The 15,207-nt window shown below is 71.9% G+C and carries 14 protein-coding genes; 13 read left to right on the top strand and 1 reads right to left on the bottom strand.

The genetic code is table 11. The features are described 5' to 3' along the window. The first annotated feature begins 71 nt into the window (after window positions 1–71). The 13 genes from K8556_RS28630 to K8556_RS28570 all read left to right on the top strand — a co-directional run bounded on the left by K8556_RS28630 (window position 72) and on the right by K8556_RS28570 (window position 14,711). Window positions 72–1,199, top strand: coding sequence for an enolase C-terminal domain-like protein (locus K8556_RS28630; RefSeq protein ID WP_223743288.1), 1,128 nt, complete (start codon window positions 72–74; stop codon window positions 1,197–1,199). After that, entirely contained in the window at window positions 1,196–4,237 is a 3,042-nt protein-coding gene (locus K8556_RS28625) for an FAD-binding and (Fe-S)-binding domain-containing protein (RefSeq protein WP_223743287.1), read from the top strand. Before K8556_RS28630 ends, K8556_RS28625 begins: the two co-directional genes overlap by 4 nt. A 75-nt stretch (window positions 4,238–4,312) precedes the next feature. Then, the gene (locus K8556_RS28620) at window positions 4,313–5,194 is read left to right on the top strand and encodes an ATP-binding protein (RefSeq protein ID WP_223743286.1); all 882 of its coding nucleotides are present in this window, start codon (window positions 4,313–4,315) and stop codon (window positions 5,192–5,194) included. A gap of 44 nt (window positions 5,195–5,238) precedes the next feature. Next, window positions 5,239–6,447, top strand: a complete 1,209-nt coding sequence (locus K8556_RS28615) for an AAA family ATPase (protein WP_223743285.1) — start codon at window positions 5,239–5,241, stop codon at window positions 6,445–6,447. Beyond that, window positions 6,441–7,058: a DUF4276 family protein gene (locus tag K8556_RS28610; protein WP_223743284.1), complete on the top strand. Its 618-nt coding sequence runs from the start codon at window positions 6,441–6,443 to the stop codon at window positions 7,056–7,058. The genes K8556_RS28615 and K8556_RS28610 overlap by 7 nt, the downstream gene beginning before the upstream one ends. A 138-nt stretch (window positions 7,059–7,196) precedes the next feature. Next, window positions 7,197–9,476, top strand: coding sequence for a hydrogen gas-evolving membrane-bound hydrogenase subunit E (gene mbhE / locus K8556_RS28605; protein WP_223743283.1), 2,280 nt, complete (start codon window positions 7,197–7,199; stop codon window positions 9,474–9,476). 4 nt (window positions 9,477–9,480) lie between these two features. After that, the gene (locus K8556_RS28600; protein WP_223743282.1) at window positions 9,481–9,924 is read left to right on the top strand and encodes an MnhB domain-containing protein; all 444 of its coding nucleotides are present in this window, start codon (window positions 9,481–9,483) and stop codon (window positions 9,922–9,924) included. Further along, entirely contained in the window at window positions 9,921–10,289 is a 369-nt protein-coding gene (locus K8556_RS28595) for a sodium:proton antiporter (RefSeq protein WP_223743281.1), read from the top strand. The genes K8556_RS28600 and K8556_RS28595 overlap by 4 nt, the downstream gene beginning before the upstream one ends. Then, entirely contained in the window at window positions 10,289–11,656 is a 1,368-nt protein-coding gene (locus tag K8556_RS28590) for a complex I subunit 5 family protein (RefSeq protein ID WP_223743280.1), read from the top strand. The genes K8556_RS28595 and K8556_RS28590 overlap by 1 nt, the downstream gene beginning before the upstream one ends. After that, the gene (locus K8556_RS28585) at window positions 11,653–12,150 is read left to right on the top strand and encodes a Na+/H+ antiporter subunit E (RefSeq protein ID WP_223743279.1); all 498 of its coding nucleotides are present in this window, start codon (window positions 11,653–11,655) and stop codon (window positions 12,148–12,150) included. Before K8556_RS28590 ends, K8556_RS28585 begins: the two co-directional genes overlap by 4 nt. A gap of 12 nt (window positions 12,151–12,162) precedes the next feature. Continuing rightward, on the top strand, window positions 12,163–12,450 hold the full coding sequence (locus tag K8556_RS28580; RefSeq protein WP_223743278.1) for a monovalent cation/H+ antiporter complex subunit F: 288 nt from the start codon (window positions 12,163–12,165) through the stop codon (window positions 12,448–12,450). Continuing rightward, on the top strand, window positions 12,447–12,785 hold the full coding sequence (locus K8556_RS28575) for a monovalent cation/H(+) antiporter subunit G (protein WP_223743277.1): 339 nt from the start codon (window positions 12,447–12,449) through the stop codon (window positions 12,783–12,785). Before K8556_RS28580 ends, K8556_RS28575 begins: the two co-directional genes overlap by 4 nt. A 132-nt stretch (window positions 12,786–12,917) precedes the next feature. Beyond that, the gene (locus tag K8556_RS28570) at window positions 12,918–14,711 is read left to right on the top strand and encodes a thiamine pyrophosphate-requiring protein (protein WP_223743276.1); all 1,794 of its coding nucleotides are present in this window, start codon (window positions 12,918–12,920) and stop codon (window positions 14,709–14,711) included. Between the two features lie 10 nt (window positions 14,712–14,721). Here the strand turns inward: K8556_RS28570 and K8556_RS28565 are convergent, their stop codons facing one another. Then, window positions 14,722–15,204, bottom strand: coding sequence for a hypothetical protein (locus tag K8556_RS28565; RefSeq protein WP_223743275.1), 483 nt, complete (start codon window positions 15,202–15,204; stop codon window positions 14,722–14,724). Window positions 15,205–15,207 lie beyond the last annotated feature (3 nt).

Below are 15,207 nucleotides of genomic sequence, written 5' to 3'. Positions count from 1 at the left end.
TCCCGCCGCACTGCCATCCCGTACCCAGCGCCTAGCTTCACCGTGAAGCCCTCGGAACCCGAAGGAACCCGATGCCGCCCTCCACCCGCCATGACAGCGCCGCCGCGCCCATCGAGCGGGTCGATGTCTCCGCGTACACCGTGCCCACGGACCCGCCGGAGTCCGATGGCACCTTCGCCTGGACGTCCACCACGCTGCTGCTCGTGGAGCCCGTGGCCGGAGGCCAGCGTGGGCTGGGCTACACGTACGCGGCCACGGCCGGCGCCGCGTTGATCCGCGACATGCTCGTCCCGCTGCTCGTGAGCGAGGACGCCTGGGACCTCCCGGCGCGGATGGCGTCGCTCCTGCGCCGGGTGCGCAACGCAGGCTCGCGCGGCCTCGTGGCCCGGGCCCTGTCCGCCGTGGACACCGCCCTCTGGGACCTGAAGGCGAAGCTGCTGGGCGTGCCGCTCGCCCGGCTGTTCGGTCAGGCCCGCCCCGCCGCGCCCCTCTACGGCAGCGGCGGCTTCACCAGCTACTCGGACCGGCGGCTCCAGACGCAGCTCACGGGGTGGGCGGACGCGGGCATCCCTCGCGTGAAGATGAAGGTGGGCACCCACGCGGACGCCGACCCCGCCCGCGTGCGCAGCGCGCGCGAGGCCCTGGGGCCCGGGCCCGCCCTCTTCGTGGACGCCAACGGCGCGTACACCGTGAAGCAGGCGCTGGCCCTGGCGCGCGACTTCCGCGAGGCTGGCGTGTCCTGGTTCGAGGAGCCCGTCTCCAGCGACGACCTGTCCGGCCTGCGCCTCGTGCGCGACCGCGGGCCCGCGGGCCTGGACGTCGCCGCGGGCGAGTACGGCGACAGCGGCCCCTACTTCCGCCGCATGCTGGAGGCGGGCGCGGTGGACGTGCTCCAGGCGGACGCCACGCGCTGCCTGGGCTTCACCGGCTTCCTCCAGGCGGACGCGCTGGCGGAGGCCTTCCACGTCCCCCTGTCCGCGCACTGCGCCCCGGCCCTGCACCTGCACGTGGCCTGCGCCGCCCGGCGGCTGGTGCACGTGGAGTACTTCCATGACCACGCGCGGCTGGAGCGGATGCTCTTCGACGGCGTCCCTCCGCCCGTGCACGGCGCGATGGCGCCGGACCTGTCCCGGCCCGGACTCGGGCTGGAGCTCAAACGGGCGGACGCCGCCCGCTTCGCCGTGGAGACCTCCCCATGACAACGACCTTCCTGGACACCCTGCGCCACGCGCGCCGCCCCCGCGCCGCCGCCCCGCGCGAGCGGAGGGCCGTGGACGTGGCGGGCCTGGAGCGCGAGCTGCGCCGCCGGGTGCGAGGCGACGTGCGCTTCGACCCGGGCGACCGCGCGCTGTACGCCACGGACGCGTCCAACTACCGGCAGGTGCCGCTGGGCGTGGTGTGCCCCCGCACCGTGGAGGACGTGGAGGAGACGGTGCGGCTGTGCCGGAGGTTCGGCGCGCCCCTGATGTCCCGGGGCGGCGGCACCGCGCTCGCGGGCCAGACGTGCAACGTGGCGGTGGTGCTGGACTTCTCCCGGCACCTGGACCGCGTGCTGCACATCGACCCCGAGCGGCGGCTCGCCCGCGTGCAGCCCGGCACCGTGCTGGACGTGCTCCGCGTGGAGGCCGTGAAGCGCCACGGCCTCACCTTCGGCCCGGACCCCGCCACCCACAACCGCTGCACGCTGGGCGGGATGCTCGGCAACAACTCCTGCGGCGTGCACGCGCAGATGGCCGGCCGCGTGGCGGACAACACCGAGTCCCTGGACGTGCTCACCTACGACGGCGTGCGCCTGCGCGTGGGCCGCACGTCCGACGCGGAGCTGGCGCGCCTGATGCGCGAGCCCGGCCGCGTGGGCGAGCTGTACCGGGGCATGAAGGCGCTGCGCGATCGCTACGCCGGCCTCATCCGCGCCAGGTACCCGCGCATCCCCCGCCGCGTGTCCGGCTTCAACCTGGACGAGCTGCTCCCGGAGAACGGCTTCCACGTCGCGCGCGCCCTGGTGGGCACCGAGGGCACCTGCGTCACCGTGCTGGAGGCCACGCTGAAGCTGGTGCCGGAGCCCGGGGCGCGCTCCCTGCTGGTGCTGGGCTACCCGGACGTGTTCCGCGCCGCGGACGACGTCCCGGAGGTGGTGGAGGCGGGGCCCATCGGCCTGGAGGGCATGGACGCGAAGCTCATCGACGGGATGCGGCGCAAGCACCTGCACGTGCAGGACCTGCCGCTGCTGCCGGACGGCGAGGGCTGGCTGGTGGTGGAGTTCGGCGGGGACTCCAAGGCGGACTCGGACGCGAAGGCGCACGCGCTGATGGACCGGCTGAAGGCGAGAGGCCACGCGCCGTCCATGCACCTCTACGACGACAAGGCGCAGGAGGAGCTCATCTGGGAGGTCCGCGAGTCCGGCCTGGGCGCCACGGCGTTCATCCCGGGAGAGGCGGACACATGGCCGGGGTGGGAGGACTCGGCGGTGCCCCCGGAGCGCATGGGCCTGTACCTGCGGGACTTCCGCGGGCTGCTGGACCGCTTCGGCTACAAGGCGTCGCTCTACGGCCACTTCGGCCAGGGCTGCCTGCACTGCCGCATCAGCTTCGAGCTGCGCACGCGCGAGGGCATCGCGCGCTACCGCCGCTTCGTGGAGGAGGCGGCGGACCTGGTGGTGCGCCACGGCGGCTCGCTGTCCGGCGAGCACGGCGACGGCCAGTCCCGCGCGGAGCTGCTGCCGAAGATGTTCGGAGAGGAGCTGGTGCGCGCCTTCGGGGAGTTCAAGCGGCTGTGGGACCCGGAGGGCGGGATGAACCCGCGCAAGGTCGTGGACCCGTACCGGCTGGACGAGAACCTGCGCCTGGGCACGCGCTACGCCCCCGCCGAGCCGCGCACGCACTTCCGGTTCCCGGAGGACCAGGGCAGCTTCTCGCGCGCCACCACGCGCTGCGTGGGCGTGGGCAAGTGCCGGCGCACCGGGGGCGGCACCATGTGCCCCAGCTACATGGTCACGCACGAGGAGCGGCACTCCACGCGAGGCCGCGCGCACCTGCTCTTCGAGATGCTGCGCGGCGACGTGGTGGGGAAGGGCTGGAGGAGCCCGCAGGTGAAGGACGCGCTGGACCTGTGCCTGGCGTGCAAGGGCTGCAAGTCCGACTGCCCGGTGAACGTGGACATGGCCACGTACAAGGCGGAGTTCTTGAGCCACCACTACCGGGGCCGCCTGCGTCCCCGGCACGCGTATGCCTTTGGCCTGGTGATGTTCTGGGCCCGCGTGGGCGGGAGGGTGCCGTGGCTGGCGAACCTCCTCACGCACGCGCCGGGGCTGCGGACGCTGGCGAAGGCGGCCGCGGGCGTGCACCCCGCGCGCGAGGTCCCCCGCTTCACCGCGACGCCCTTCCAGCGGCGCGTGCGCGGCAGGCGCCCGGCGGTGGGGCCGCGAGGCCCGGTGGTGCTCTTCCCGGACACCTTCAACAACTTCTTCCACGCGGACACGGCCTCCGCGGCGCTGGAGGTGCTGGAGGCGGCGGGCTTCGAGGTGCGCGTGCCCCAGGGCTTCGTCTGCTGCGGCCGGCCGCTCTACGACTACGGGATGCTGGACACGGCGAAGGCGCTGCTGCGGCACACGCTGACGCGCTTCCGCGAGGACATCCGCGCGGGGGTCCCCTTCGTGCTGCTGGAGCCCAGTTGCGCGGCGGTCTTCCGCGACGAGCTGCTCAACCTCTTCCCGCATGACGAGGACGCGCAGCGGCTGGCCGCGCAGACGTACGTGCTGAGCGAGCTGTTGCGGAAGCGTGCGCCGGACCTCCAGCTCCCGAAGCTGGAGGGGAGGGCGCTGGTGCAGGCGCACTGCCACCACCAGGCGGTGATGAAGTTCCACGACGAGAAGCAGTGGTTGGACCGCACGGGGCTGGACTGGGAGAAGCCGGACTCGGGCTGCTGCGGCATGGCGGGCGCGTTCGGCTACGAGCGCGACAAGTACGGCGTGTCCCAGGCCTGCGGCGAGCGGGTCATCCTCCCCAGGGTGCGCGCCGCGCCGCGTGACACGCTGCTCATCGCGGACGGGTTCAGTTGCCGGGAGCAGATCCGCCAGGCCACGGGGCGTCAGCCGCTGCACCTGGCGCAGGTGTTGCGGAAGGCGCTGCGGCGCGGCGAGGACGTGCCGGACGAAGCGCCCGCCCGGCCGCGCCTGTCCGCGGCCCTGGCGGTGGGCGGGGTGTTGATGGCCGCGGGGCGGGTCTCCTGGAGGGCCTGAAGGCCCCACACGCGGAGCGTGGGTCCGACTGGAGCCATGGACGGCCCCTGGGGGGAGGCCGCTAGGCTTCCGGCTGTGATTGCCTCCGTCCGCTTCGAGCACTACCGGTGTCTGCTTCGCGTGCAGCTCACCCTGGAGCCGTTGACCGTCCTGGTGGGGCCCTCCGCGTCGGGGAAGACGGCCGTGCTGGAGGGGCTCCAGCACCAGCTCGCGTACGAGCCGTCGGACTTCTGGCGCCGGGACGAGTCCCGCCCGCTCTCGATTGAGTGGACGTACGCGCACGGCGACCGCACGCGCGTGGAGTATCCGTTCAGCGTGATGGACACCCTGCCCGGGCAGGGGCACTCCACGCAGCAGTTGACGCTGAGCATGGAGGCGCTGCGGGCGGGAGGCTCGTCCGCGAAGGCGACGTGGCTGGAGCGCAAGGGCGGCAACCTCGCGAGCGTCTTCGCGGCGCTGCCCATGTCCACGCGGGACGTCATCTCCCGGGAGCTGGCGAAGCGGGTGCCGTCGCTGTCGGAGGTGGACGTGGCGCGCGACCTGGAGGACCGCGCCTTCCGGCTGCGCTTCCGCGACCGCTGGAGCCCGGACGTGTGGTTCGGCCCCGACGACGTGTCGGACGGGGTGCTGTGGCTGCTCGCGTTCCTGGTGCTGCCCTACCAGCGCCCGCTGCCGGAGCTGCTCACGCTGGACGAGCCGGAGCGCGCCCTGCACCCGGGCCTGGTGCGCGAGGTGCTGGAGCTGCTGCGCGCCATGACGCGAGGCGAGTCCACGGGAGGCCAGCCGGTGCAGGTGGTGCTGGCCACGCACTCGCCGGAGCTCCTGGAGCACGTGCGCCCGGAAGAGGTGCGCCTGCTGTCGCGAGAGCCCGCGGACGGCTCCGTGCGCGTGAGCCCCGTGCCCGCCACCGCGCTCCACTGGCGCCGCGAGTGCCGGGAGCTGCTGGACACGCTGTAGCCAGAATGGAGCTAGAGCTGTCCAGTCCCGGCTAGAGTAAAGGGATGCTCCGCAGCATCCGCCTCCAGAACCTCCTCTCATTTGGACCTGACTCCGAAGCTTTTCCCCTTCGGGCGCTCAACGTCCTGATCGGGCCGAACGCGTCCGGAAAGTCCAACCTCATCGAGGCGCTGGGCCTGCTGCGGTCAACGCCCGGCAACCTCCTGGCGCCCATTCGTGAAGGCGGAGGCGTCACGGAATGGTTGTGGAAAGGGGGGACGGAATCCGGGCCGACCACCGCGAGGCTGGAAGTCGTCCTGGACTACCCGGAAGGCGTCATGCCGCTGCGCTACCAGTTGGCATTCACCTCAGCGGGCCAACGCTTGGAACTGTCCGATGAGGTTATTGAGAATGAGCGTCCGCAGAAGAATCTGGCTCAGCCTTACTTCTTCTATCGCTACCAGTCCGGCAAGCCCGTCATCAACGCCCGCGTGAAGGCAGAGGACCAGCCAGGAACTCTGACAGGGCGCCAACCCAGGGTCTTGCAGCGGGACTCAGTCAGCTCTGAGCAGTCCATCCTCTCGCAGCGGCGCGATGCGGACGTTTACCCGGAACTGACCCATGTGAATTCGTTGCTGGGCCGCTTCTCGCTGCACCGTGAATGGAACGTGGGGCGGTATACGGCTCCGCGGCTTCCTCAAAGGGTGGACCTTCCAGGAGACTTCTTGCTGGAGGATGCAAGCAACTTGGGACTTGTGCTCAATGATTTGGAGTTTCGTCCCGGCGTGAAGAAAGCTCTCTTGGAAAATCTCCGGCTCCTTTACGCGCGCGTGGAGGATTTTTCGGTCAAGATTTCTGGCGGAACCGTGCAGGTGTTCTTTCGTGAAGAAGGTCTGAGCGCTCCCATTCCCGCGACCCGGTTGTCCGATGGGACGCTGCGCTACCTCTGTCTGCTCACCCTGCTGTGCCACCCAACGCCTCCGCCCCTGGTCTGCATCGAGGAGCCAGAGTTGGGGCTTCATCCGGACATCATTCCGGTCATCGGGCGGCTGCTGGTCGAAGCGAGCACACGCACACAGCTCATCGTGACGACGCATTCGGATACGTTGGTCTCCGCGCTCTCGGAGGTGCCGGAGTCCGTCGTCGTCTGTGAGCAGGAGCAGGGCGGAACGGTGTTGCGGCGCCTGGAGAAGGAAAAGCTGTCGGAGTGGTTGTCGCGGTACAGCCTGGGGGAGGTCTGGCGGATGGGTGAGTTGGGGGGAACCCGATGGTGAAGGAGATACGGCTCTACATCGAGGGCGGTGGAACGTCCGCGGATGGCAAGGCCCTTCTACGCCACGGCTTCAGGCAATTCTTCGATGCGTCCGTGACACTTGGTCAGAAGAGCCGGGTCCGGTGGGCTTTCGTGATGTGTGGTTCGCGTGGCGAGGCATTCCATGCGTTCAGACACGCGCTCAAAAGTCATGCGTCCGCGGTCAACATCCTCCTCGTTGATTCCGAAGGACCTGTGACGGGCACGCCATGGGAGCACCTCGCCACCCGCGACCCATCATGGAGGCGGCCCGGAGAGGCTTCGGCGGACTCCTGCCACTTGATGGTCCAAACCGTCGAGGCGTGGCTCATGGCCGACCCGAAGGCCCTCCAGGATTTCTACGGTCAGGGCTTCTCGCTCGCGAGCCTGCCCAGGACAACCAACGTGGAGCACATCGCCAAGGACACCCTGGAGGCCTCGCTGAAGAAGGCGACGCAGGGGACGCGGAAGGGCGAGTACCACAAGGTTCGCCACTGCTCGGAGCTGCTCAAGCAGGTGGACTCCGCGCAGGTTCGCGCCCGGGCGCCGCACTGCGACCGGTTGTTCTCCGTGCTCGAGAAGCTGCTGACCTGAGCCCTCGGCGCATGCGGGGCTGTGTCCACCAGCGCACGGCTCCGGCTCCACGAGTGACCTGGGGGTGACGCTCCGCGCGCGGGGCTGACGGTTGTGCGCCTGCGTCGGCGGGCCACTCCTAACGTGGGCCCTTCGCCCATGCCCCTCCTCCTGCCCATCCTCCTGGCCCTGGCGTGCGCGCCGCTCGCCTATGTCGCGGGCCGGTGGCGTCCGGGCGCCGCGGCCTGGATGGGCGCCGCGGGCGCGCTCGCCGCCATGGGGGCGCTGGTCTACGAATGGATGCAGGGGACCACGCGCCTCGTGCTCCCCTGGGCCCCCTCCTGGGGCCTGTCGCTGGAGTTCACGCGCGACGGCCTGTCCGGCCTCTATGCCGCGCTGGCGCTGGGCGTCGGCGCGCTCGTGGTCCTGTACTCGCGCGCGTACATGCCGCACCACCTGGCGCAGGAGCGGCGCCCCCCGGGCGACGAGGTGCGCTTCCAGGGGCTGCTGCTCGCGTTCATGGCCGCCATGGTGCTGCTCGTCACCGTGGATGACCTGCTGCTGCTCTTCGTGGCGCTGGACCTCACCACCATCATCTCCTACCTGCTCATCGGCTTCGACCGCGAGGACCCCGAGTCGCGCGCCGCCGCGCTCCTGTCCCTGGTGCTCACCGGCGCCACCTCCGTCGTCTTCTTCGCGGGCGCCATGGCGCTGGGCGTCCAGTACGGCACCTTCTCCCTGCCGCGCGTCTTCGAACTCGCCGCGCAGTCCCCCGCGTCCACCGGCGCCCTGGTGTGCCTGGCCGTGGGCGCGCTGGGCAAGAGCGCGCAGGTGCCGTTCCACTTCTGGCTGCCGCGCGCCATGGCCGCGCCCACGCCCGTGTCCTCGTACCTGCACTCGGCCGCGATGGTCGCCGCGGGCGTCTTCCTCCTCCAGCGCCTCTACCCGCTGTTCGCCCCCGCCACGGACGTGCGCCACGGCCTGCTCGCCATCGGCTTTCTGTCCATGGGCATGGGCAGCCTGATGGCCCTGGTGGCGGATCCGTTCAAGCGCGTGCTCGCGTACTCCACCATCGCGCAGTACGGCTACGCGCTGGTGCTGGTGGCGCTGGGCTCCGAGGGCGCGCCGCTCTACGTGGCCGCCCACGCGCCGTGCAAGGCCGCCCTCTTCCTCACCGCGGGCGCCGTCACCCAGGTCACCGGGAAGAAGAAGCTGTCGCAGGTCGGCGGCCTGCGCCACTCGCTCCCCGTGCTCGCGGGCGCCAGCGCCGTCGCCGCGGCGGGGCTCTCCGCGCTGCCCCTCACCGTGGGCTTCTTCAAGGACGAGGTCTTCTTCCACTCGCTCGCGAAGGAGGGCCCCGCGTTCATGGCGGCGGGGCTCGTGGGCGCGGGCCTGACGCTCGCGTACACGCTGCGCCTGTGGTGGGGCCTCTTCGGCGGGCCGCGCCAGGACGTGCCCGCCGCGCCCACGCTCCTCGTGGCCCCCGTCGTCGTGCTCGCCGCGAGCATCCTTTTGGGCGGCGTGGCGCCGGGGCTCCTGGTCGCGCCCTCCCGCGCCGCCGCGGAGGCGATGCGCGGCGAGCCCTCCACGCTGGAGCTCGCGTACCACCTGGACGCGCGCGTGGAGAACCTGCTCGCCGTGGGGGCCTGGGCCCTGGGCGCGCTGCTCTTCGCCACCCGGCTCGCGTGGACGCCCGCGCTCGCCCGCGTGCTGGAGGCCGCGTCCCACGTGGGCGCCGAGCGGGGCTACCGCCTGCTGCTGCACCAGTTGGACCGGCTGTCCACGTGGCTGCACGAGAAGGAGGTGCGCGACCTGCGCGACCGCGTGGCGTCCGTGCTGGTGCCCACGGGCCTGCTGGGCCTGACGGTGCTGGGCGTGACGCCGCTGCGCGACCGCTTCAAGGTGGGCCCCGTGGGCTGGGCGGACATCACGCTGGTGATGGCGCTCGCCTTCGCGTCCGCCGCCGCGCTGGCCACGCTGCGCGCGAAGGGCCACCTGCGGCTGGTTCTGCTCATCTCCTGCGTGGGCTTCAGCCTGGCCATGGTGTTCGCCTTCGCCGCCGCGCCCGACGTGGCCCTCACCTCCGTGCTGGTGGAGACCACCTTCACGTTGCTCTTCGCGGGCCTGCTGGCCCTGCTCCCCCGCGCCCGGCTCGAGCGCGCCCAGCACGAGGCCCAGAACCCCCGTGGCCGAGACCGTCTGGCCGCGGCGGTCGCGGGCGCGAGCGCCTTCCTCCTGAGCTGGAGCGCCCTGTCCCACCTGCACGCCGAGCGCGTGGGCGCGCGCACGGTGCAGTTGGCGAAGGCCGCGCACTCGCCCAACGTCGTGGCGGCGGTGCTCACGGACTTCCGGGGCCTGGACACGGTGGGGGAGATGACCGTGGTGGTCGCGGCGCTGCTGGGTGTCACCAGCCTCCTGCGCCTGAAGGGGAGGCGGTGAGGCCATGATCTCCTTCGTCCCGCCCCTGTCGCGCCTGCTGCTGTGGCCGTCGTTGATCATCGCGCTGGCGCTCTGGCTGAAGGGCGGCGCGTCGGTGGGCGGCGGCTTCCCGGCCGGGGCGCTCGCGGGGCTCGCGGTGCTGCTCCAGTACGTGGTGATAGGCCGGGACCAGACCCGGCGCTACGTGGCGGTGCGGTACGCCGCGCCGCTGGCGGGCGTGGGGCTGCTGCTGGTGGTGGGCACCGCGTTCCTGCCCGTGCTCGCGGGCTACACGCCCATGAGCCTCTTCCCCCGCCCGGACCAGCAGGAGCTGGGCGTGGGCGGGCTCCACCTGCACACCGCGCTCATCTTCGAGGGGGGGCTGATGCTCATCGTCTTCGGGCTGGTGGTCACCGTCATCGACCGCTTCGCCCTGCGCACCGGGACGGAAGGGGAGTCCGGACCATGATCCTCATCGCGTCCCTGGTGGTGGGCCTGTTGTTCGCGTGCGGCGTGCGCATGGTGCTGGAGCGCGAGCTGGTGCGCGTGGCGTGCGGCACGGTGCTCATCACCAACTCCAGCGTCCTGCTCATCCTCGCGGGCTCCTTCCCGGAGCGGGGCGAGGCGCTGAGCGTGCGGCCCGGCTGGCCGGTGACGGATCCGGTGCTCCAGTCGCTGGCGCTCACGGCCATCGTCATCGGCTTCGCGGTGTCCGCGCTGCTGCTCACGCTGGTGCACCGCACGCAGCGGGCGCACGGCTCGCTGCGCACGGACCGGCTGGTGGAGGCGGAGCTGAAGCGCGTCCACGCGGTGGAGCCGGAGGAGGAGCACTGATGCCGCTCTGGGGGCCGCTGCTCCTGCCGTGGGTGCTGGGCACGGTGCTGGCGTTCCTGGATGGGCGCCGCGCGTGGGTGGCGTGGCTGGCCATCGCGGGGCTTGGGGGCACGCTCGTGTGCACGGCGTGGCTGTTGCCCCAGGCCTGGAGCGCGCAGGCGCCCCAGTTCGTCACGGGGGACTGGCCGGTGGGCGTGGGCATCCGACTGCGGGCGGATCAGCTCTCCATCGTGTTCGCGCTGGTGTCCACGGCGGTGCTGCTGGGCACGCTCGTGTACGAGCACGTGGCGGGGGGCATCACGTCGCGCAGCTTCCCCGCGCTGGTGGTCTTCATGGGGGCGGGGCTCACCGGGGTGTTCTTCACGTCGGACGCGTTCAACTTCTACGTCTTCTTCGAGCTGGCGATGACGGCCGCGTTCGGGCTGGCGTCGTATGGCGAGAAGCCCCGCAACCTGCGCGCCGCGTTCACCTTCGTGGTGGTGAACCTGATGGGGTCCACGCTGTTCCTCACGGCGGTGGTGATGCTGTACCTGACCACCGGCACGCTGGACATGCTGTCCATCATCGCGTGGGGACAGGCGGGGCCGCCGTTCGCGCTGCTGGTGCCGGGCACGCTGCTCTTGTGCGCGTTCGGGGTGAAGCTGGGCTTCTTCCCGTTCCACTTCTGGGCGCCCGCGGTGTACCGGGACGCGGGCCCCACGGTGGCGGCGCTGCTCGCGGGAGCGCTGGCGAACATCGGCAGCTATGGCCTGCTGCGCTTCGGCGTGGACGTGATGCCGCAGGTGCTGGCGCAGGCCCGGCCGCTGCTGGAGCTGCTGGGCGCGGCGAGCATCCTCTACGGCTCCGTGCTGGCGCTCTCCCGGCGGGACACGCGCGAGGTGCTCGCGTACGCGTCCATCTCGCACGCGGGGCTCATCATCGCCGCGCTGAGCCTGGCGGGCCGCGAGGGCCTGTGCGCGGCGGTGGCGCTGGCGCTGGCGGGCTCCCTGGACAAGACGGCGCTGTTCCTGGCGCAGGACCGGGGCGGCGAGCGGGCGCGCCGCGCCTACTCGGTGGCGGCCTTCAGCACGGCGGGCGTGCCGCCCACCGCGGGCTTCTGGGCCAAGGCCTGGCTGTTGCGCGCGGCGCTGGAGCAGGGGCACGCCTGGCTCGCGGGGCTGGTGGTGCTGGCGAGCACCCTGTCGCTGCTGGCCCTCTTCCGCGCCTACCAGCGCGAGCGGTGGCTGAGGGAGGGCGCGGCCCTGCACCGGGGCACCGGCGCGGTGGTGTACGCGCTGTCCCTGGCGCTCATCGCCGCGGGCCTCTGGCCGGAGCCGCTGCTGCGCGCCGGACGCGACGCCATCCAGGGCCTGGGGACGCTGCCATGAGCCCGCGCACCCTGGTGAACATGCTGGCCCTGGCGCTGCTGTACGCGCTGATGGTGGGCAGCTTCCACCCGGTGGACCTGGCGCTGGGCGCGCTGCTGGCCCTGGGCGTGATGCGCCTGTTCCCCCTGGCCGGCCTGGCGCCGGCCTTGAGTGCTCGTGAGCACTGGCGCCGCACGCTGCACCTGCCCCGCTTCGTCTGGGCCCTGGCCGTGCTGGTGACGCGGAGCTGCGTCCACGTGCTCACCATCATCTTCGGCCCCGCTGACCGCGCGAGCCTCGCGGGCGTCGTGGAGTTCCCCATGGGCGAGCGCACGCCGCGCGGCGTGCAGGTGTCCTCGTGGGTCCTGTCCATGGCCCCGGGCACGGTGTTGCTGGAGCTGGACTGGGAGCGGCGCGTGATGCGCATCCATGCCCTGGACGCGTCGGATCCGGACAAGCTCATCCAGCAGCAGGACCACTTCTACCAGCGCTACCAGCGCGCGGTGTTCCCGTAGGGAGGCCCGGCGATGCACGAGACCTTCTTCACCCTGTCCATCGTGTGGATGGTGGGCCTGCTGGGCGCGCTGGTGCTGCTGGCCTCGCGTCAGCGCTCCTCGGCGGACATGCTCATGTCCGTGGACAGCCTGGGCCTGGTCATCTGCGCGGTGCTGGCGCTGTACGGCGCCACCCGCGGCGAGGCCGGCTACCTGGACGCGGCCCTGGTGCTGGCCCTGCTCTCCTACGTGCAGACCGTGGCCGGCGCCCGCTTCCTGCACCACGGCCGCACCTTCCACGACGAGGAGGACTCCCGATGATGTCCGCCGCCGTGCAGTGGGTGGCCGACGCCCTGGTGGCGCTGGGCCTGCTCTTCATCACCGCCGCCATCATCGGTATGTACCGGCTGCCCTCGGTGCTCACCCGCGTGCACGCGACGGGCGCGGTGCCCTTCGGCGGGGTGCTGGTCATCATCGGCGCCACGCTGGCGACGGGGGACGGCTGGCTCCTCTTGCGAGGGCTGCTCGTCGCCGCGTTCCTGATGCTCACCATCCCCAGCTCCGCCCACGCCATCGCCTGGCTGGCGGAGAAGCGCCCGGAGCTCGCCCACGACAAGGGCCCGCGGCACCGGCCCGGGAAGCCCGAGCGGGAGTAGCCGCCCGCACGCAGGCCCGCTCACGGACAGGCGGCACGGGCACCCGGATGCCCCCGGGCTCCAGGGCCCTTCGCGGTCACCAGCTTGATGCGCGAGGGACCTCCACCCAACCCCTGTCCAGGAGCCTCGCGCATGAGCGCCACCGTCAGCGACTACCTCATCTACCGCCTCATCCAGTGGGGCGTGCGCCGCGTCTACGGCTACCCGGGCGACGGCATCAACGGCGTGATGGGCGCGCTGGGGCGCAACCCGGAGATGAAGTTCGTCCAGGTCCGCCACGAGGAGATGGCCGCCTTCGCCGCCTGCGCGCACGCGAAGTTCACCGGAGAGGTGGGCGTGTGCATGGCCACCTCCGGCCCGGGGGCCGTCCACCTGCTCAACGGCCTCTATGACGCGAAGCTGGACCACCAGCCCGTGGTGGCCATCGTGGGCCAGCAGTCGCGCACGGCCCTGGGCGGCCACTACCAGCAGGAGGTGGACCTCACCACGCTCTTCAAGGACGTGGCCAGCGAGTACATCACCATGGTGACCGCGCCCTCCGCCGTCCGGCACGCGCTGGACCGCGCCGTGAGAATCGCCCGGTGCGAGCGCACCGTGACGTGTCTGGTGTTGCCCAATGACCTGCAGGAGCAGCCCTACGAGCCGCCCGCGCGCAAGCACGGCACCGTGCACTCCAGCGTGGGCTACGCGTCCCCTCGCGTGATTCCCCAGGACGCGGACCTGCGCCGCGCCGCGGACGTCCTCAACGCGGGCAGGAGGGTGGCGATGCTGGTGGGCGCGGGCGCCCTGAACGCGGCGGACGAGGTGCTGGAGGTCGCGGACCGGCTGGGCGCGGGCGTGGCGAAGGCGCTGCTGGGCAAGGCGGTGCTGCCGGACGCGCTGCCCTTCGTGACGGGCCCCATCGGCCTGCTGGGCACGAAGCCCAGTTGGGACCTGATGCAGGAGTGCGACACGCTGCTGATGGTGGGGACCAGCTTCCCCTACTCGGAGTTCCTGCCGCCGGAGGGCCAGGCGCGCGGCGTCCAAATCGACCTGGACGGCCGGATGCTCTCCATCCGCTACCCCATGGAGGTGGGCCTGGTGGGCGACGCGAGGGAGACGCTGCGCGCGCTCATCCCCCAGCTCCAGCGCAAGGAGGACCGGAGCTGGCGCGAGGGCGTGGAGAAGGGCATGGCGCGCTGGTGGAAGGTGCTGGAGGCGCGCGCCATGAGCGGCGCGAACCCGCTCAACCCGCAGCGCGTGTTCTGGGAGCTGTCCCCGAAGCTGCCCGCGGACGTCATCCTCACGGCGGACTCCGGCAGCTCCACCAACTGGTTCGCGCGCGACCTGAAGGTGCGCCAGGGGATGCTGGCGTCCCTGTCCGGCAACCTGGCCACCATGGGCTGCGGCGTGCCGTACGCGCTGGGGGCGAAGTTCGCCTTCCCGCACCGCCCGGTGCTCGCGGTGGTGGGCGACGGCGCCATGCAGATGAATGGCAACGCGGAGCTCATCACCGTGGCGAAGTACTGGAAGGAGTGGAAGGACCCGCGCCTCATCATCCTGGTGCTCAACAACCGCGACCTGAACCAGGTGACGTGGGAGCAGCGCGTGATGGCCGGCGACCCGAAGTACGAAGCGTCCCAGGACCTGCCGGACTTCCCCTACGCGAAGTACGCCGAGTCCCTGGGGCTCAAGGGCCTGCGCGTGGACCGGCCGGACCGGCTCGCCGCCGCGTGGGATGACGCGCTGGCCGCGGACCGGCCCGTCGTCTTCGAGGCCTATACCGACCCGGACGTGCCGCCCCTGCCGCCGCACATCACCGTGGAGCAGGCGAAGATGTTCGCCTCCGCCGTGGTGAAGGGGGACGCGGACGCGGGCGGCTTCCTCAAGCAGTCCATGAAGGAGGTGGTGGAGACGCTCCTCCCCCACAAGGGCAACAAGTCCTGACGTGAAGCCTTCAGCCCGCGTCTCCCTGGGACGCGGGCTCCTCCTCTTTCACCAGCCAGCGCATCGTCGCCTCCGTGACGACGCCGAACAGGGCCGTCTGCGCGAACAGCCAGACGTGCTCCGCGCGCGACCAGGACCCCTCCGCGGCCGTCGCCTTGAACACCGGGAAGGCCGCGCGCTCGAACGCCAGCACCCCCAGGCCCAGCAGCGCGCCGCTGTGCAGCAGGGTCCACTTCGACGTGCGCCTGCGCACCAGCCCCCAGCCCATCCCCAGGAGCGGCCCGTAGCCCGCGCGCAGCGCGAAGGCCCACTGTGACGCCTCACGCCTGGACAGCTTGCGTCCGAACAGCCGGCTCAGCACGTGCCGGGCGATGTTGCGCGCGGCGTAGGGCGGCGGGTGGCCCAGCCAGGCATTGCGCACGGTGACCAGCGCCCCCAGGGCGCCCGTGCCCACGGCCCCGGCCACATACGCGGCGGCGTAGGGATTCCTCATGGC

The sequence above is a fragment of the Corallococcus sp. AS-1-12 genome (assembly GCF_020036995.1).
GTDB lineage: Bacteria > Myxococcota > Myxococcia > Myxococcales > Myxococcaceae > Corallococcus.
This window is presented reverse-complemented; position numbering and strand designations above follow the sequence as displayed.

What these genes read in the sequence shown, in the direction of transcription:
- mbhE (WP_223743283.1), top strand. Translation starts at nt 7,197, where the DNA reads ATGCCCCTCCTCCTGCCCATCCTCCTGGCCCTGGCGTGCGCGCCGCTC.
- K8556_RS28580 (WP_223743278.1), top strand. Translation starts at nt 12,163, where the DNA reads ATGCACGAGACCTTCTTCACCCTGTCCATCGTGTGGATGGTGGGCCTG.
- K8556_RS28585 (WP_223743279.1), top strand. Translation starts at nt 11,653, where the DNA reads ATGAGCCCGCGCACCCTGGTGAACATGCTGGCCCTGGCGCTGCTGTAC.
- K8556_RS28615 (WP_223743285.1), top strand. Translation starts at nt 5,239, where the DNA reads ATGCTCCGCAGCATCCGCCTCCAGAACCTCCTCTCATTTGGACCTGAC.
- K8556_RS28565 (WP_223743275.1), bottom strand. Translation starts at nt 15,204, where the DNA reads ATGAGGAATCCCTACGCCGCCGCGTATGTGGCCGGGGCCGTGGGCACG.
- K8556_RS28600 (WP_223743282.1), top strand. Translation starts at nt 9,481, where the DNA reads ATGATCTCCTTCGTCCCGCCCCTGTCGCGCCTGCTGCTGTGGCCGTCG.
- K8556_RS28595 (WP_223743281.1), top strand. Translation starts at nt 9,921, where the DNA reads ATGATCCTCATCGCGTCCCTGGTGGTGGGCCTGTTGTTCGCGTGCGGC.
- K8556_RS28570 (WP_223743276.1), top strand. Translation starts at nt 12,918, where the DNA reads ATGAGCGCCACCGTCAGCGACTACCTCATCTACCGCCTCATCCAGTGG.
- K8556_RS28610 (WP_223743284.1), top strand. Translation starts at nt 6,441, where the DNA reads ATGGTGAAGGAGATACGGCTCTACATCGAGGGCGGTGGAACGTCCGCG.
- K8556_RS28625 (WP_223743287.1), top strand. Translation starts at nt 1,196, where the DNA reads ATGACAACGACCTTCCTGGACACCCTGCGCCACGCGCGCCGCCCCCGC.
- K8556_RS28590 (WP_223743280.1), top strand. Translation starts at nt 10,289, where the DNA reads ATGCCGCTCTGGGGGCCGCTGCTCCTGCCGTGGGTGCTGGGCACGGTG.
- K8556_RS28630 (WP_223743288.1), top strand. Translation starts at nt 72, where the DNA reads ATGCCGCCCTCCACCCGCCATGACAGCGCCGCCGCGCCCATCGAGCGG.
- K8556_RS28575 (WP_223743277.1), top strand. Translation starts at nt 12,447, where the DNA reads ATGATGTCCGCCGCCGTGCAGTGGGTGGCCGACGCCCTGGTGGCGCTG.